Source organism: Sphaerisporangium rhizosphaerae, assembly GCF_042665155.1.
In the GTDB taxonomy this organism is placed as follows: Bacteria; Actinomycetota; Actinomycetes; order Streptosporangiales; family Streptosporangiaceae; genus Sphaerisporangium; species Sphaerisporangium rhizosphaerae.
This window is the reverse complement of record NZ_JBHTCG010000001.1, coordinates 268,897-287,355: the sequence shown is the minus strand read 5'-3', so window position 1 is coordinate 287,355 and position 18,459 is coordinate 268,897. Positions and strand designations below refer to the sequence as shown.

Annotated in this window: 10 protein-coding genes; 7 read left to right on the top strand and 3 right to left on the bottom strand. The window is 70.8% G+C overall.

The features are described from left to right. Positions 1-25 precede the first annotated feature (25 nt). The 4 genes from urtB to urtE all read left to right on the top strand — a co-directional run bounded on the left by urtB (position 26) and on the right by urtE (position 3,621). Positions 26-892, top strand: a complete 867-nt coding sequence (urtB, locus tag ACFQSB_RS01220) for an urea ABC transporter permease subunit UrtB (RefSeq protein ID WP_380823810.1) — start codon at positions 26-28, stop codon at positions 890-892. Positions 893-962: 70 nt separating this feature from the next. Then, positions 963-2,150, top strand: coding sequence for an urea ABC transporter permease subunit UrtC (gene urtC, locus ACFQSB_RS01215; RefSeq protein ID WP_380823809.1), 1,188 nt, complete (start codon positions 963-965; stop codon positions 2,148-2,150). Next, positions 2,147-2,929 (top strand): urea ABC transporter ATP-binding protein UrtD, encoded by a 783-nt coding sequence (gene urtD / locus ACFQSB_RS01210; protein ID WP_380823808.1) that lies wholly within the window; start codon positions 2,147-2,149, stop codon positions 2,927-2,929. The genes urtC and urtD overlap by 4 nt, the downstream gene beginning before the upstream one ends. Continuing rightward, positions 2,929-3,621 (top strand): urea ABC transporter ATP-binding subunit UrtE, encoded by a 693-nt coding sequence (gene urtE / locus ACFQSB_RS01205; protein ID WP_380823807.1) that lies wholly within the window; start codon positions 2,929-2,931, stop codon positions 3,619-3,621. The genes urtD and urtE overlap by 1 nt, the downstream gene beginning before the upstream one ends. 32 nt (positions 3,622-3,653) lie before the next feature. On the opposite strand, the gene ctaD is transcribed toward urtE, so the two are convergent. The 3 genes from ctaD to ACFQSB_RS01190 all read right to left on the bottom strand — a co-directional run bounded on the left by ctaD (position 3,654) and on the right by ACFQSB_RS01190 (position 6,891). Then, positions 3,654-5,282, bottom strand: a complete 1,629-nt coding sequence (gene ctaD, locus ACFQSB_RS01200) for an aa3-type cytochrome oxidase subunit I (RefSeq protein WP_380824048.1) — start codon at positions 5,280-5,282, stop codon at positions 3,654-3,656. A gap of 334 nt (positions 5,283-5,616) precedes the next feature. After that, positions 5,617-5,862, bottom strand: coding sequence for a DUF2630 family protein (locus ACFQSB_RS01195; protein WP_354915251.1), 246 nt, complete (start codon positions 5,860-5,862; stop codon positions 5,617-5,619). A gap of 30 nt (positions 5,863-5,892) precedes the next feature. Further along, complete coding sequence (locus ACFQSB_RS01190; protein ID WP_380823806.1) at positions 5,893-6,891, bottom strand: ArsR/SmtB family transcription factor; 999 nt, start codon at positions 6,889-6,891, stop codon at positions 5,893-5,895. A gap of 272 nt (positions 6,892-7,163) precedes the next feature. Here ACFQSB_RS01190 and ACFQSB_RS01185 point away from each other — a divergent pair, with 272 nt between their 5' ends. The 3 genes from ACFQSB_RS01185 (at position 7,164) to ACFQSB_RS01175 (ending at position 18,145) form a co-directional block, all read left to right on the top strand. Further along, on the top strand, positions 7,164-10,631 hold the full coding sequence (locus tag ACFQSB_RS01185; protein ID WP_380823805.1) for a LamG-like jellyroll fold domain-containing protein: 3,468 nt from the start codon (positions 7,164-7,166) through the stop codon (positions 10,629-10,631). 114 nt (positions 10,632-10,745) lie between these two features. Next, positions 10,746-17,813 (top strand): polymorphic toxin type 30 domain-containing protein, encoded by a 7,068-nt coding sequence (locus ACFQSB_RS01180; RefSeq protein ID WP_380823804.1) that lies wholly within the window; start codon positions 10,746-10,748, stop codon positions 17,811-17,813. Next, positions 17,813-18,145, top strand: coding sequence for a hypothetical protein (locus ACFQSB_RS01175; RefSeq protein ID WP_380823803.1), 333 nt, complete (start codon positions 17,813-17,815; stop codon positions 18,143-18,145). Before ACFQSB_RS01180 ends, ACFQSB_RS01175 begins: the two co-directional genes overlap by 1 nt. Positions 18,146-18,459: the final 314 nt, after the last annotated feature.

The following is an 18,459-nucleotide window of genomic DNA, read 5'->3' as shown; positions in this document are numbered from 1 at the left end:
GGAAGGCAAGGGAGGTGAGCCCCGGATGGAGGCCATAGTCAACCAGCTGCCCATCGGCCTGTCGATCGCGGCCGTGCTGCTGCTCATCGCACTCGGCCTGACGTTCACGTTCGGCCAGATGGGCGTCATCAACATGGCGCACGGCGAGTTCATCATGGCGGGCGCGTACACCGCCTACCTTCTGCAGGACTGGGCGGGACGGCAGGCGGTGCTGGTCGCGCTGCCGGTCGCGTTCGCCGTGGCCGGGGTCATGGGCCTGATCCTGGAGCGGCTGGCCATCAGGCACTTCTACGGCCGCCCCCTGGACACCCTGCTGCTGACCTGGGGCGTCAGCCTGGTCCTGCAGCAGCTCGCCCGCGACCTGTTCGGCGCGCCCAACGTCCAGGTGCAGGCGCCGGCGTGGCTGCAGGGCGGCATCGGCATCCTGCCCTACAACCGGCTGTTCATCTTCGCCCTGGCCGTCGGCAGCGTCGTGGCGATCTGGGCGTACATGAACCGCACCTCGCAGGGGCGGCGCATGCAGGCGGTCATGCAGAACCGGCAGCTCGCCGCGGTGAGCGGCATCAACACCGGGCGGGTGGACCAGCGCACGTTCTTCATCGGCTCCGGCCTGGCGGGCATCGCCGGGGTGGCGCTCACGCTGATCGGCCCGGTCGGCCCGGCGCTCGGGACCTACTACATCGTGGACGCGTTCCTCGTCGTGGTCGCCGGCGGCCTCGGGCAGCTGCGCGGCGCGGTGATCGCGGCCGTCGCCCTGGGCCTGCTGAACTCCTACGCCGAGTTCTGGACCAACGCGAGCCTGGCCAAGGTCATCGTCCTGGTGGTGATCATCGGGTTCCTGCAGGTGCGCCCGCAGGGACTGTTCGTGCTGAGAGCGAGGGCGCTCACATGACGGCTGCCACCCCGCGCAGACCAGGGACGTCCCCCCGGACGGGCGTCCGGCGGATTCGGAGGGCGCTCACATGACGGCGACCGCGCGGAACGTCGTGCCGCTCGCGCCGCCCGGCCGCGGCGGGTCGTGGCGCGACCGGCTCCGGGGCCCGGCGGTGTTCACGCTGGTCGCCGTGCTGGCCCTGGTGGTCGCTCCGATGCTGCTGGAGCCGTTCCGCTTGGGGCTGCTGGCCAAGTACCTCTGCTTCGGCATCGTCGCGCTCGGCATCGGCCTGGCCTGGGGGCAGGGCGGCATGCTCACCCTGGGCCAGGGGGTGTTCTTCGGGCTCGGCGGCTACGCGATGGGCATGTACCTCAAGCTGCACGACGCGGGCGGCGACCTGCCGGACTTCATGGTGTGGAGCGGGGTGGAGAAGCTGCCCGCGTTGTGGGCGCCGTTCGAGAACCCGCTGTTCGCCATCGCCTTCGCCGTCGCCGGGCCGGTGCTGCTGGCCGTGCTGCTCGGCGCGCTGGTGTTCCGGCAGCGGGTCCGCGGCGCCTACTTCGCGATCCTGACGCAGGCGCTGGCCGCCGCCACGGTGATCCTGCTGGTCGGGCAGCAGGGGCTGACCGGCGGCACCAACGGCCTGACCAACTTCTTCGACCTGTTCGGCCAGGACCTGGCGGCCGACCAGACGCAGCGCGGGCTGTACCTGGTGGTGGCGGCGGTCCTCGGCGTGCTGTACCTGCTGGCCTGGCAACTCGTGCGCAGCCGGTTCGGCCGGCTGCTGGTCGCGGTCAGGGACGGCGAGGACCGCGTGCGGTTCCTCGGCTACAACCCCGCCACCGTCAAGACCGTCACCTTCGCGGTGTCGGCGGGCATGGCGGGGCTGGCCGGGGCGCTGTTCGTGCCGGTCGTCGGCATCATCTCGCCCGCCCTGCTCGGCGTGGTGCCCTCGCTGGAGCTGGTGGTCGCCGTGGCGGTCGGCGGCCGGTTCTCCCTGGCCGGGGCGGTGCTGGGCGCGGTGCTGATGGGATACGCCAAGACGGCCTTCAGCGAGGAGTTCGCCGACGGCTGGCTCTACCTGCAGGGAGCGCTGTTCATCCTGGTGATCAGCCTGGCGCCCAAGGGCGTGTTCGGCCTGGCCGCCTCCGCGCGGACCCTGCTGGCCGCCCGGTTGCCGCGCCGGACCGTGCCGGACGGCGGCCCGCCGGGCGCGACCGCCGCGAAACACGACGTCAGCACGCCGTTGATCGAGGTACCGGAGCCGAGGGCATGAGCGGGGCACTGCTGGAGGTGCGCGGGCTGTCGGTGGTCTTCGACGGGTTCCGCGCGCTGGACGGGGTCGACCTGACCGTCGAGCAGGGGGAGCTGCGCTTCCTCATCGGCCCGAACGGGGCGGGCAAGACCACGCTGGTCGACGTCATCACCGGCCTGACCAGGCCCGCCTCGGGCTCGGTGCGGTTCGAGGGCGCCGACCTGGTCGGCCGCAAGGAGCACGAGATCGTCCGGTCGGGCGTCGGGCGCACCTTCCAGACCTCGGTGGTGTTCGAGGAGCTGACGGTGGTGGAGAACCTCGACCTGGCGGCGTCGTTCCGCAGGCCGCTGTGGTCGCTGGCCCGCCGCAGGCGCGGGGTGAGCGAGGCGGTGGCCGCGGCGATGGAGACCACCGGGCTCGACCTGCTCGCCGACCGCCCCGCCGGGGTGCTGTCGCACGGCCAGCGGCAGTGGCTGGAGATCGGCATGCTCATCGCCCAGCGGCCCCGGCTGCTGCTGCTGGACGAGCCGGTCGCCGGCATGTCGGCGGAGGAGCGCCTGCGCACCGGCGAGCTGCTCACCGAGATCGCCAGGGACCACACGGTGGTCGTGATCGAGCACGACATGGACTTCCTGCGGCGGTACGCCTCCCAGGTGACCGTCCTGCACGAGGGCAAGGTGCTCGTCGAGGGCTCGGTCGACCAGGTGAGGGCCGATCCCCGTGTACAGGAGGTCTATCTGGGCAGGGCCGAGGAGAGATCCACGGGCGCGGCCGCCGCCACCGCCGGAGAGGTGAAGTGATGCTGTCGGTACAGGGCTTGTCAGCGGGCTACGGCAGGGCGCGGGTGCTGTTCGAGGTGTCCTTCGAGGTGGAGCCCGGCCGCCTGGTGTGCGTCATGGGCCGCAACGGGGTGGGCAAGACCACCCTGCTCAACACCGTCATGGGCGTTCTGCCCGCCACCGCGGGGACGGTCACCTTCGAGGGGCGGGACGTCACCCGGCTGCGGCCGGACGAGCGGGTGCGGCTCGGCCTCGGTTACGTCCCGCAGGGGCACGAGACCTTCCCGCAGCTCAGCGTGCTGGGCAACCTGATGGTGACGGTGGAGGCGTCCACGCACAGGGACCCGGGGGCGATCGAGGAGGCCCTCGAGGTCTTCCCCCGGTTGAAGCCGTTGCTGAAGAAGCGGGCGGGCTTCCTGTCCGGCGGCCAGCAGCAGCAGCTCGCGATGGCGCGGGCGCTGGTGACCCGGCCCAAGCTGCTGATCCTGGACGAGCCGACCGAGGGCATCCAGCCGTCCATCATCCTGGAGATCGAGGAGGCCATCGAGGGGCTGCACCGGTCGGGGCTGGCGGTGCTGCTCGTCGAGCAGTACCTGGACCTCGCGCTGCGGCTGGCCGACCGCTTCCTCATCCTGGACGCCGGGCACGTCGTGCGCGCGGGGACGGCCGAGGAGCTCCGCGAGGAGGAGGTGCACCGCCTCCTGGCCGTGTGAGCCGTGTGAGCCGTGGGCCGGGTGAGGGCCGCTCACTCCTGCGATCGGCCCGCCCGCTGGATCTTCAGCGGCAGGTGGGAGTAGTGGATGTCGAACGCCGGGCGTTCGGAGCGTATCGGCGGGATGCTGGTGAAGTTGTGCCGCGGCGGCGGGCAGGAGGTCGCCCACTCCAGCGAGTTGCCGAAGCCCCACGGGTCATCGACGGTGACCTTCTCGCCGTGCCGCCAGGTGTACCAGATGTTGAACAGGAAGGGCAGCGTCGAGGCGCCCAGCAGGAACGCGCCGAGCGAGGAGATCATGTTGCCCACCTCGAAGCCCTCGGTCCTGGCGTAGTCGGCGTACCGGCGCGGCATGCCCTGCGCGCCGAGCCAGTGCTGCACGAGGAAGGTGGTGTGGAAGCCGATGAACAGCGTCCAGAAGTGCCACTTGCCGAGGGTGTCGTTGAGCATCCTCCCGGTGAACTTCGGCCACCAGAAGTAGAACCCGGCGAACATCGCGAAGACCACCGTGCCGAAGACCACGTAGTGGAAGTGGGCGACCACGAAGTAGGTGTCGCTCACCTGGAAGTCCAGCGGGGGTGAGGCGAGGATGACCCCGGTCAGGCCGCCGAACAGGAATGTCACCAGGAATCCGACGGCGAACATCATCGGCGTCGGGAAGGTGAGATGGCCGCGCCACATCGTGCCCACCCAGTTGAAGAACTTCACGCCGGTCGGCACCGCGATGAGGAAGCTCATGAACGAGAAGAACGGCAGCAGGACGCGGCCGGTGACGAACATGTGGTGCGCCCACACCGTCATCGACAGGCCCGCGATGGCGATGGTCGCCCCGACCAGGCCGATATAGCCGAACACCGGCTTGCGGCTGAACACCGGCAGCACCTCGGTGATGATGCCGAAGAACGGCAGCGCGATGATGTACACCTCGGGATGGCCGAAGAACCAGAACAGGTGCTGCCACAGCAGCACGCCGCCGGTCTCGGGGTCGAAGATGTGACTGCCCAGACTGCGGTCGGCCTCCAGGGCCAGCAGCGCGGCGGCCAGCACCGGGAAGGCCATCAGCACCAGCATGCTGGTCAGCAGGGTGTTCCAGGTGAAGATCGGCATCCGGAACATGGTCATGCCGGGGGCGCGCATGCAGATGATGGTGGTGATGAAGTTGACCGCGCCGAGGATGGTCCCGAGGCCGGACATCACCAGCCCCATCACCCACAGGTCCTTGCCCACGTCGGGCGAGTAGGTCGAGCGCGACAGCGGCGTGTAGGCCGTCCAGCCGAAGTCCGCCGCGCCGCTCGCGGTGAAGAACCCGGCGGTCACGATCAGCCCGCCGAACAGGAACAGCCAGAAGCTGAACATGTTGAGCCGGGGGAAGGCCACGTCCGGCGCGCCGATCTGCAGCGGCATGACGGCGTTGGCGAAGCCGGCGAACAGGGGAGTGGCGAACAGCAGCAGCATCAGCGTGCCGTGCATCGTGAACATCTCGTTGTACTGCTTGTTGGTGACGAACTGCATGCCGGGCCGGGCCAGCTCGGCCCGGATGACCATGGCCATGATCCCGGCGAGGACGAAGAACCCGAACGACGCGATGAGGTACATGTTGCCGATCACCTTGTGATCGGTGGAGGTGGCCCAGCCGAGAAGCAGCCGGCCCTTGCGGGCCACCTTGCTCGCCGGAGCCGGGGCTTCCCGTGTGTAGATCACCAGCCCGCCTCCTCGCCGCACGGTCCCTGCGATCGTCCTTCCGAAGTCGTCCCGTAGTCCGATTACAGCGTGCAAAAGGGACTCAGTGTCGAAAATGCGAGCAAAAAGCCCCGAGGCTACGACCAGGCTTTCTTTGCCGACCTCGGCGCCGGCCGTACGCACGCCGACCGGCGGCCGTACCCGCCTGTGGTGAGTCGGGCCGTCGCACGCGCCCACGAGAAGCGGGCCGTGCGCGCCCAAGGGCCGGCGCGCGGCCGCCACGAGATGAGACCGTGGCGGCGCGCTCACGGCCGGGCTACTGCTGGTAGTTCTCCACCTCGCTGACCGGGCGCGGGCTGGAGAAGTCCGGGTCCTCGCCGAACTCCCTGCGCGCCTTGCGCTGGCGCAGCAGGTCCCAGCACTGGTCCAGGGCCGCCTCAAGCTCGCGGACCCGGCCGTGCTCCTCGTCGGAGGAGACCTCTCCGGTGCTCACCCGCGAGCGCAGATCGTGCTCCTCCGCGATAAGACCCTTGATCTTCGCGAGGATCTCGCCATCCTGCATCTTCTGTTCCTCCTGTCGTCACCAGCGAGCTTACGGCGACGGCGCGGACGACCTGCCGGCGAGCAGGCTCACACCGAGCGGCGTGAGGGCGTGGATGACGGCCTGGTGGTGGCGCCGCGTGGTGATCAGGCCGGCGTCGCGGAGGATGGCCGCCTGGCGGCTGGCGGTGGGCGGCGGCATGCGCAGGCGCAGGGCCAGTTCGGTGGTCGTGCACTCGCCCTCGGCCACGGCCCGCAGCACGCCGGCCCTGGTGCGCCCGAGCAGTGCGGGCAGAGCGAGATCACGCGCGGGCTCGAGGCCGCCGCCCGCCCAGCCGAGCTGGTGCTCGATCGGGTACACCAGCCGCGGCGGCAGGCTGGTGTCCAGCAGGGTCGTGGGGGGTCCCCAGCAGAAGAACGCCGGTTGCAGCAGCAGCCCGCGCCCGCCCAGGTGGATGTCGTGGTCGGCGGGGAAGTCCAGTTCGAGCACCGGGTAGCTCCAGCGCGCCGACGGATGCAGCGTGGCGAAGACCGACTCCCAGCCTTCCGCGGCCAGCGTGCGCGACCTGCGGACGCGGTCGTGGTCGACCTGGGCCCGGACGTGCGCCCAGTACGGGCCGAGGGAGACCTCGAAGTACCGGTCGATGGCGTCGGCCACCCTGGCGAGCTCCCCGGCCGCGCCGTCCGCCAGCCCCTTCATCCACGCGCGCAAGGGACGCCCCGGGTGGCGCCGGGCCAGTTCGGCGATGTCGTCGCGTAATCGGGCGCGCGGGGTGCTCCGCACCGCCTCCACGCCGTCCCTGATGGAGGTCATGTGCCGGGTGGGGGTCATGAAATCGGCGGAGTACCCCTTCGGGGGCGCCAGGTCGGACAGCAGATGGGTCGAGGCGGGAAGGTTCGGCCGCACCTGCCTGCGCCATTCCGAGAAGAACACCCCGCCGCCGGAGTTGCGCAACCGGTAAAGGCTGAGCAGCGCCTCCCACAAGGGGTCGGGGCCCGGCGCGATCGTCGTGCGAGCCAGGTCCTCGCTGGTGAAATGGATCCTCAGCACTCGCGCCACCTCCGCTTTTCCAGGCAGATGGAAAGGTGGTTCTCCAGCCGCCGGAACCCGAGGACACTCGGAGGCCGACGGGGGGCCTGATCATCACCGGCGTCTCTCCGTCGGTGATGCGCGCACCGGGGACGGCCGTCTCCTGTGCGTTCATTCGTGAAACGAATTCGGCAGCCGATCATAACCGGCTCGGTGCCGCCTCTCCGAGACGGCACCCCCTTGTTTTTCAGAGCTTCCTGTGAACGCGGTCAAGGCGATTGTCTGGAGACTTGATGCGCCGCTTCCCCCACGCGATCGTCCTGGCCGTGGCCGTGTCGCTGACGACCGGATCGCTGGTGGCCGGCGGAGCCGTCCACGCCGCGGCGCCCGCGGCGGCGGCCACCGCCGACCCGCCCGCCTGGACCGAGCAGGACGCGCTGACGCGGGCGCGGAGCGACGGCAGGCGCGTCGAGGCGCTCGCCGCGCGCACGGAGACCCGCCAGGTTTTCGCCAACCCGGACGGCACGTTCACCTCCGAGACCTCGGCCCTGCCCGAGCGGGTACGCCGGGGCGGAGGCTGGGCGGAGGTCGACACGACCTTGACCTTCGCCGCCGACGGCACCGTGCGCACCACGGCGACCCCGCTGGACCTGGCCTTCTCCGGTGGCGGGACGGCTCCGCTGGCCTCCATCGGCCAGGACGGCCGCTCGGTCGCCATGACCTGGCCGGGGAGGTTACCGAAGCCGGTGCTCCAGGGGGACACCGCGACGTACGGCTCCGTGCTCCCCGGCGTGGACCTGAAGGTCACCGCGTCGGTGCTGGGGTTCTCCGAGGTCCTGGTGGTCAAGAACAGGGAGGCCGCGGCCGACCCGGGTCTGGCCAAGATCGCCTTCGGGATGCGGGCGAAGGGCCTGGCGGTGCGCGGGACCGCGAGCGGCGGCCTCAGCGCCGTGACCGACGCGGGCACGGAGGTCTTCCACTCGCCCGCGCCGCGGATGTGGGACTCCTCGGGCGCGACCCTGCGGCCGACGCTCGCGCTGGGGCCGGAACGCCAGAACAGGCAGGCCGTGATGGGCGTCGAGGTCGCCGCGGACCGCGTCGCCCTCACACCGGACCGCGCCCTGCTGACCGGCCCCGGCACGACCTACCCGGTGTACATCGACCCGCAGTGGTCGGGCGGCAAGCAGCACTGGACCTACGTCGACAAGTCCTACCCGTCCCAGTCGTACTGGGACTCCACCCACAGCCCGGAGGTCGGCTACTACGGCAGCGGGGTCAAGCGGTCGTTCTTCCGGATGGACTCCGACAACGTCAACGGCAAGCACATCCTGAAGGGGACCTTCCGCATCACCCAGAACAAGTCGTGGGGATGCACCTCCGATCCCCAGGTCGTGCAGTTGTGGCTGACCGGCTCGATCTCCACGTCCACGACGTGGAGCCACCAGCCGTCCTGGAAGGACCACCTGGGCAGCGTGGCCTCCGACGCCGGCTACAGCTCCTCCTGCCCGGACAAGGGCATCGAGTTCGACGTCACGAGCACGGTCGTCGCGGCGGCCAAGGGCGGCTGGGCGAACACCACGTTCGGGCTGAGGGACTACGACGACGGCGCCGGCAGCGTGTGGGGCTGGAAGGGCTTCAGCGCCTCGCCGAAGCTGGTCATCGACTACAACACCCCGCCGTCCGTGCCCACGGGAGTGAGCACCTACCCCGCCGCGCCGTGCGTCACGGGGGCGAGCCGCCCCTACCTCAACGGCGGCGACCCCCAGCACCCGATCAAGCTCATCGCGAGGATCTACGACCCGGACAAGGCCAACGACGGCGTCCGCGCCGAGTTCGAGATGAACCACTACAACTCCGGGACCGCGGCCTGGGAGAGCATCACCGCCTCGCTGCCCGGCGGCGGCAGGACCGCCTACGCCTACACCACGCAGGCGACCGACCACTCGGTCGTCCTCACCGGCCTGGCCGACGGCGAGACCTACTCCTACAAGGTGCGGGCCTACGACGGCACGGACGGCAGCGCGTGGAGCCCCTGGTGCGAGTTCACGGTCGACAACGTGCGGCCCGAGCAGTTGCCGAAGGTCACCTCGGCCGACTACCCGGCCGGCACCACCGACGACTGGCGGGGCGGGGTCGGCCTGGCGGGCGCCTTCACCTTCGCGCCCGGCGACGGCGAGACCGACGTGAGCGGCTTCCGGTACGCCCTGGACGACGCGAGCACCGGCACCGCCGCGACCCAGGTCAACCTGCCGGCCGGGCAGACCTCGGTGCAGGTGTCCATCGCCCCCCGGCACAACTGGGTGAACACCCTGTGGGTGTGGCCGGTGGACAAGGCCGGCAACGTCGGCACCACTCCGGCCGCCTACACCTTCTACGTCAACGCGGGCGCGGACTCCGTCGGGCGGTGGGCCCTGGACGAGACCTCCGGCGCCACGGCCGCCGACTCCGGCACCGCCCCGCACGGGGTGGCTCTGGGCGGCGGCGCCGGCTGGACGGGCGGCCGGGTGCGGGGAGCCCTGCGCCTCGACGGGACGAGCGGCTACGGCGCGACGAGCGGGCCCGTGGTGCGCACCGACCGGGGATTCAGCGTCTCGGCGTGGGCCCGCCTGACCTCCACCGCCAAGAACGCCACGGTGGTGAGCCAGTCCGGCCTGCGCGCCTCCGGTTTCTCGCTCTACTACTCCTCCTCCTACAAGCGGTGGATCTTCAACAGGCACGACACCGACGGGGACGATCCCACGATCACCCGGGCCGTCGGTGACGCCGAGCCGCAACTGGGCGTCTGGACCCACCTCGTCGGGGTGTACGACGCTCCGGCCAGGCAGCTCCGGCTGTACGTCAACGGCACCCGCCAGTCCGCCCCCGGCGCGTACACCGCGACGCCGTGGGACGCCGGCGGCCCGCTGCAGATCGGGCGGGTGAAGTGGAACGGCAACCTCACCGAGTACTTCCCCGGCGACCTCGACGAGGTGCGCGTCTGGGACCGCATCCTGTCCGACGACCCGCAGACCGCCACCGACCTCGACCTCGGCAACGAGATCGCCGCCATGGCCAAGCGGCCCCCGGTCGAGGCGGGCCGGTGGAACCTCGACGAGGGGACCGGCGCCACGGCCGCCGACGCCTCCGGCAACGGCAGGACCGCGACGCTCAAGGGCGGCGCCGGCTGGTCCGACGACGGACTCGACGGCTCGGCCGTGCTGAGCCTCAACGGCACCACCGCGTACGCCTCCACCGCCTCGGCCCCCGTGCGCACCGACCACGGCTTCACCGTGGCGGCCCGGGTGCGCCTCAACGGCGACGACACCTGCGCGATGCCCGACCACGTCATGACCGCCGTCGGCCAGGACGGCAGCAGGAACAGCGCCTTCTACCTCAGCTACCGCGTCTACACCGAGAACGGCGTCCAGGTGCCCCGGTGGGGGTTCTCCACCCCGAGCGACGACACCGACGGCGAGAAGATGACGGTCGCCAAGTCCGCCGACCCGGTCGACTGCTCGGCGACCAACTCCTGGACGCATCTGACCGGGGTGTACGACGAGGTCGCCAAGCAGATCCGGCTCTACGTCAACGGGTACCTGTCCGACTTCCGGCCCTCGACCGGCTGGCACGCCGGCGGCGGGCTGCAGATCGGCCGGGTCAAGTACAAGGGCGCCTACGTCGACTACTTCACCGGCGACATCGACGACGTCCGCGTCTACACCGGAGTGCTCACCGGCGCCGAGATCGCCGACCTCGCCCAGGGCCCGCCCGAGGACGGCTGAGCGGCCCGCCCGTCCCCGTGAGCGGCCTGCCCGTTCCCTGACGGCTTGCCCGTCCCCTGAGCGGCCTGCCCGTGCTCGTCCATCGACGTTCACCACGTTCCTCCGGAGGTAGTCGTGCTCGCTGAGTGGCGAGGCTGGGTTCGGGTCGCAGGAGTGCTCGCGGTCGTGGTGCCCGCCACGCTGGCCGTCGCCGCGCCGGACGTGCGGGCGGCCGGCGGCCCGGGGTGGCACCAGGCCCAGGAGCAGTCACCGGTGCCCGGCCGTGAGGGCAAGGCCAGGCCCGCACACGCCGACCCCGGCGCGCGTTACGACCTCAAGGACGCCCCGCCGGTGTCCTGGCCCCGGCCGGGCACGGCGGTGGCCGACCCGGCACGGGCGACCACCGCCGTGGACCGGGCCGCGAACCAGCCCACGGACCAGCCCACGGACCAGGACAGGAGCCGGGCCACGGCGGCGCCGGCCAAGGTGCGGGCCGGGACGCTTCCGGTCTGGATCGGCCCACCGGCCTCCGCCGGCGCCCCGGCCGCGCCCGACGGCCTCTCCGCGGACAAGTCCGACGGCACGTCCGCGCAGAGGTCCGACGGCACGTCCGGGGAGAAGCCCGACGCGGCCGCCGCCGGGAGCGGGAAGCCGTCGCCCACGCCGTCCGCCGGTTCAATCCCCGCCGTCCAGGTGCGGGTGCTGGACGCCCAGGCCGCCGCCCGGTCCCAGATCACCGGCCTGGGCCTGCGACTGACCCCCCAGGCCGCGCCCGCCGGCCGGTCCCGCATGGCGGTGGAGGTCGACTACTCGGGCTTCCGGTACGCCTACGGCGGCGACTGGGGTTCGCGGCTGCGCCTGGTACGCCTGCCCGACTGCGCCGCCACCACCCCCGACCGTCCCGAGTGCCAGACCCGGACGCCGCTGCCGACCCGCAACGACGTCACGACGGGCCGGCTGGCCGCCGACGTGGACCTCTCCTCGGCCTCGACGATGACGCTCGCGGCGGTGGCCGCGCCGTCGGGCTCGGCGGGCACCTACGAGGCGACCTCGCTGTCGCCGTCGGCGACGTGGGACGTCAGCGAGCAGAGCGGCGCGTTCGCCTGGAGCTACCCCCTGCGCCTGCCCCCGACGCCCGGCGGGCCGACCCCGAACCTCGCCTTCGCCTACTCCTCGGGCGGCATCGACGGGCGCACCGTCGCCACCAACAACCAGGCGTCCTGGATCGGCGAGGGCTTCGACTACTGGCCCGGCTTCGTCGAGCGCCGGTACAAGCCGTGCGCCGACGACGGCGTCACGCCCAAGCGCAACGACCAGTGCTGGGGCGACCACAACGCCACCCTGTCGCTGAACGGCCAGGCCACCGAACTCGTCCTGGACGACGCGACCGGAACCTGGCAGCCCAAGGACGACGACGGCACCAAGGTCCAGCGGCTCACCGGCGCCGACAACGGCGACAACGACGGCGAGCACTGGAAGGTCACCACCCCCGACGGCACGCGGTACTACTTCGGCCTGAACCATCTGCCCGGCTGGAGCACCGGCAAGACCGAGACCGACTCGACCTGGACCGTGCCGGTCTACGGCGACGACGACGGCGAGCCCTGCCACAAGGACGGCGGTTTCTCCGACTCCTGGTGCCGCCAGGCATGGCGGTGGAACCTGGACTACGTCGTGGACCCGCACGGCACGGTCAGCACCTTCTGGTACGGCAAGGAGGGCAACTACTACCGGCGCGACGTCACCACGCTCACCGACGGCGTGCCCAACGGCACCCCGACCTCCTACGACCGCGGCGGCTACCTCAGCCGCATCGACTACGGCCAGCGCGCCGACGCGATCTTCTCCTCCTCGGCGCCCGCGCGGGTCTCGTTCAAGGTCGATGAGCGATGCGTCCCGACGTCGACCTTCGACTGCGCGGCCGCCAAGTTCACCAAGGACAACGCCAAGTACTGGCCGGACGTCCCCTACGACCAGAAGTGCGACTCCGGCGAGAAGTGCCTGGACGACTACTCGCCGACCTTCTGGTCGCGCAAGCGGCTGACCTCGGTGACCACGCAGGTCCTGGTCTCGGGCAGCACCTACAAGGACGTCGACGTCTGGACGCTGGACCAGGAGATGCGCCCCCCGGGGGACGGCACCGCCCCCACCCTGTGGCTGGCCGGCATCGAGCACACCGGCAAGGTCGGCGGCTCGGCCGCGCTCCCGTCGGTGCGGTTCGAGGGCGTCCAGAAGCCCAACCGCGTGGACGCCCTCGAGGGACGCCCGCCGCTGACCAAGTGGCGCGTCTCGGCGATCGACAACGAGACGGGCGGCTCCCTGTCGATCGCCTACTCCGACGAGGACTGCGTCGCGAGCGACAAACCCGACATCGGGACCAACACCCGGCGGTGCTACCCCCAGTACTGGTCGCCGGAGGGCGCCACCACTCCCAAGCTCGACTGGTTCCACAAGTACGTCGTCACCCAGGTGCGCGCGATCGACCGCACCGGCGGAGCACCCGACGAGGTGACGAGCTACGAGTACCTCGGCGGCGGCGCCTGGCACCACGATGACGACGACGGCCTCACCAAGGAGAAGTACAAGACCTGGTCGCAGTGGCGCGGCTACGGCAAGGTGCGCGTCACCCACGGCGAGGCCCCCGAACAGCTCTCGCAGTCGGAGACCACCTACTTCCGCGGCATGGACGGCGACGAGCTGCCCGGCGGCGGCACCCGCGACGTGAAGGTCACCGCCTCCGAGGGCCCGCCGCTGGACGACGCTGACGCCCTGCAGGGACGGGTCCGCGAGGAGATCCACTACGACGGCCCCGGCGGCCCCGCCATGAGCGGCACCGTCACCGGCTACTGGGTGAAGCAGACCGCCAAGCGGGTGCGCTCCTGGGGGACGACGACCGCGACCATGGTGCGCGAGAACCAGGAACGCGTCCGCACGGCGCTGGCGTCCGGCGGCTGGCGGTACACCTCGACCGGCACCGCCTACAACGCCGACGGCCTGCCCACCCAGGTGGACGACCTGGGCGATGAGTCCACCGCGGGCGACGACCAGTGCACCCGCACCACCTACACCGCCCGCGACGACGCCAATTGGCTGATCTCCTACGCGTCCCGCGTGGAGTCCGTCGCCAAAGCGTGCGGCGCGACGCCCGACCGGCCCGGCGACGTGCTCTCCGACGTGCGCAAGTACTACGACGGCAAGGCGCTCGGCGCCACGCCCGCCAAGGGCGACGTCACAAGGACCGAGAAGCTCGGCTCCTGGAACGGCGGGCCGCAGTACGTCACCGTCGGCACCAGCACCTTCGACGTCTACGGCCGGCCGCTGGTGGTCACCGACGCCTCCGGCGGCACCACGACCACCGCCTACACCCCGGCGACGGGCCTGGTCACCGTCAAGCAGGAGACCGACCCGGCTCGCCACGTCACCAGGACCGACCTCGAGCCGGCCTGGGGCCTGCCCGTGGCCACCGTCGACGTCAACGGCAAGCGCACCGACCTGGCCTACGACCCGCTGGGCCGGCTCACCGGCGTGTGGCTGCCCGGCCGCGCCCGGTCCTCCTACGCGGCCACCCCGAACATGAGGTTCGGCTACCTGATCCGCACGGACGGGCCGACCTCGGTGTCCACCTCGACCCTCCGCAACGACGGCGCGACCTACACCACCGGCTACGCCCTCTACGACGGCCTGCTGCGCCACCGGCAGACCCAGCAGCCCGCGCCGGGCGGCGGCCGGGTCGTCGAGGACACCCTCTACGACACCCGCGGCCTGGTCGGCAAGAGCAACCACGAGTACTACGCCGAAGGCTCGCCCGGCACCACCCTGTGGACCCCGGCCAGTGACAACGACGTCCCCGGGCAGGACGTCACGCTCTACAACGGCATGGAGTGGCCCACCGCGCAGATCTTCCGCAAGCGCGGCGCCGAGCAGTGGCGCACCACGACCACCTACGGCGGAGACCGGGTGAGCGTCGACCCGCCCAAGGGGTCCACGCCGATCACCCGGATCACCGACGCCGACGGCCGGCTGGTCGAGCTGCGGCAGTACAAGGGAGACGGCCCCAGCGGGGACTACGACGCCACCCGCTACACCTACACCCCGACCGGGCAGCCCGCGACCGTCAAGGACGCCGAAGGCAACACCTGGAGCTACCACTACGACCTGCTCGGCCGCCTCGTCCAGCTCGACGACCCCGACAAGGGCCCCTCCACGCTGGCCTACGACGACCGGACCGACTGGCTGCGAAGCGTCACCGACGCCCGCGGCAAGAGCCTGTCCTTCACCTACGACGCCCTCGGCCGCAAGACCGCCGAGTACGAGGGCACCTCGGCGAGCGGAACCAAGCTCGCCGAGTGGAAGTACGACACTCTGCCGGACGGCACCGTCGTCAAGGGCCAGCCGACGTCCTCGACCCGGTACGTCAAGAACGCCACCACGGGCGCGACGGACCTCTACACCACGGCCGTCACCCGCTTGGACGACGCCTACCGGCCGCTGGAGACCCAGACGACCATCCCCGCAGCCGAGGGCGCCCTGGCCGGCACCTACACCGCCACCAGCGACTACAACCTCGACGGCACCGTCCACCGCACGACGCTGCCCGCGGCCGGCGGGCTGCCCGGGGAGACGATGCTCTACGACTACGACGAGCTCGGCAACCCCACCACCACGCGCGGCCTGACCCCGTACGTCACCGCCAGCACCTATTCCAAGCTCGGCGACCTGCTGGACCTGACGCTGTCCAGCGGCGGCAAGCGGCTGAAGGAGACCAACTTCTACGAGGAGGGCACCGGGCGGCTCACCCGTTCGCTGTTCGAGCGCGAGACCTCCCCGATCTCGGTGGCCGACACCAACTACAAGTACGACGAGTCCGGCAACATCACCAAGATCGCCGACACCCCGTCCGGTCAGACGCCCGACGTGCAGTGCTTCATCCAGGACCACCTGCAGCGCCTGACCGAGGCCTGGACCCAGGCCGGCGACTGCGCGGCGGCGCCGTCGGCCGACGTGATCGGCGGACCCGCTCCGTACTGGCAGTCCTTCGCCTACGACCGGCTCGGCCAGCGCACCAAGGAGGTCGACCACCGGACCGGCGGCGACCTCACCAAGACCTACACCTACGCCGGGACCGGCAAGCCCCGGCCGCACACCCTGACCTCGGTCGCCTACCAGGGCGGGGAACGCGACGGCCAGAGCGACGCCTACGCCTACGACGCCGCCGGCAACACCACCGAACGCGGCTCCGGCCGCACCCTCGAATGGGACGTCGAAGGTTCCCTGGCCAAGTCCATCGACCCGTCGGGCGTCAGCACCTACGTCTACGACGCCGACGGCGAACGGCTGATCCGCCGCGACCCGGCCGCGACCACCCTCTACCTCGGAGACACCGAGATCCGGCTGGACAGGACCACCGGATCCAAGAGCGCGACCCGCTACTACAGCCACGGCGGCCAGGTCGTCGCCGCCCGCACCAACGGCAAGGGCCTCACCTGGCTCGCCGGCGACCACCACGGCACCACCGACGTCTCGGTCTCCGACGACGCCGCCCAGACGCCCACGCGCCGGCGCTTCGACCCCTTCGGCCGCCAGCGCGGCACGCCGCCGTCGTACTGGCCCGGCCAGCGGGGCTTCGTCGGCGGCATCATCGACGAGGCCACCGACCTCACCCACCTCGGCGCCCGCGAGTACGACGCCGAGACCGGCCGGTTCATCTCCGTCGACCCGGTCTTCGACAGCGGCGATCCGCAAAGCTGGAACGGCTACGCCTACGCGGGCAACAACCCCGTCACGATCAGCGACCCCACCGGCCTCGACGGCCCGCTGACCGGAAACCAGGACTGCTACTACGCCGGGAAGAACTGCGGCGGTGGCGGTGGCAAGAGGGATAGCGGCGGTCCGCCGCCGCCGGCACCGAGTGCCCCGCGCCACTGCGGCACCTTCAGCTTCGGCTGCAAGGCGAAGAACTTCTGGGACCAGCACAAGGCCACGATCGTCAACGTCGCCGTCACGGTCGTCGTCACCGTCGGCTGCGAGGTCGCCACGGGCGGGGTCGGGAGCGTCGGCTGCGCGGCCGCGGGCGGAGCCGCGGGAAACCTGGCCGGCTACCTGGTCTCGACCCCCCGGGACCAGTGGAGCGCGGGCGGCGCCTTCAAGGCCGCGGCCGTCGGCGCCATCAGCGGAGCGGCCGGTGGCTTCGCGGGCAAGGCCGCCTCGGCGGCCCTGGGCAAGCTGGCCACCACCGCCGCGGGCAAGGTCGTCGCCGGAGCGGTCGGCAAGGCGGCCGGCAAGGCCCGAGCCGCCCTCGGCAAGGCCGGCGGCGCCGGTGCGGACGCCGCCGAGGGCGCGGCGGGCAAGGCGGCGGCCAAGGCGGGAGGCAGGCCGCGCGCCGGATCCGGATCTCCGCGCGGGTGCAACAGCTTCGTCGCCGGCACGATGGTCAAGCTCGCCGACGGCTCCGCCAAGGCCATCGAGAAGATCAAGCCCGGCGAGAAGGTCCTGGCCACCGACCCGCTGACCGGCAAGACGGCCCACCAGCCCGTCCTGGCCGCCTTCTCCGGCGTCGCCTACCTCGCCCTCGTCCAGATCACCGTCGACACCGACGGCAAGAAGGGCGACCACACCGCCGTCATCCTCGCCACCGAACACCACCTCTTCTGGGACACCAAGGACCAAACCTGGGTCCGCGCCGAAGACCTCACCCCCGCCGACCACCTCAGAACCCCCACCGGCAAGCCTCTGGCCGTCGTCGCCGCCACCCCCCTGCCGACCCACCCCACCGTCCACGACCTCACCATCGCCAACACCCACACGTACTATGTGCTCGCCGGCACCACACCGGTGCTGGTCCATAACTGTGGTGGATACGACCTGAGAGGGAAGGATCCGATGAGCATCGTTCCCGACGATGCTCATATGCGGGAACTGACGCCGCATTCCAACGGTGGGTCACAGTATGGCCTTGAGTTCAAGTGGACGAATGATGCAGGTAAGACGGTTCGTCTTCGGATTCACGGTCCGGACGGAACGGCACCACCTGGATCCAACTCGGCAATGGGCGAGACGTACAGGATACGCATCGGGCATCAGTTTCAGGACGAGGCCGGCAACTTGTTTCATCATCAGGTGCACAATCCGAACAGCCCGAACTTCAATCCGGCCGCGGCGAATGCAACGCACATCCCATGGCCTATAGAGTTCCCGGGGTTGTGATGGCTGTCGGCGCCGAGCACCTTGTCGGGCTGGCCAGGCGAATCTTGGCCGAAGCCCTTGATGAACGAGAGGCCGGCGCTGATAATGCAAGCGACTGGGCGCGTCTCTTCGATCAGGAAGAGGCTGATACGGTCGTTCGATTGCTCGCGATCATGGCTTCGGTCGAGCCGGATGGGCGAGTCCGTGAGGCTCAGCTCAACGCAATTCTCGAAATCTCTGAGTCGGTGGTAGTGGGCATGGAACTGCTTCATCCGTTGCGGCGGTTGACGCCGGAGCTGTTGGATGCCGAACAATTGGGATATCTCGACGCACTCGGCATCGAATTCGAGTGATGAGGGAAGAGGCGTGGGCGACTTGACGAGCTGAAACTCTCTCGGAGCCGAGAGGGCTATGACCCCTTGGGGCCCCTGATCGGGTGATCGTGTTACGGGGATGGGGCGGGGTCTGCTACCGTCGTTCGTATGCTGCGCGGGCTGCTTCTTAGCTGCCGCGGCGAGGGCCTGTAAGAGGCCGGCTCCCTCGCCGCGGAGCGAGCCATGCGCGTCGGCCGCTATGAGGGTTCACCCCGGTGGCGACCACTTTCTGAGGTTTCAGACCAGTTCAGGCGTTGTGTCCTGACGTGTGCCGCCCCGGTTCCGACACGACC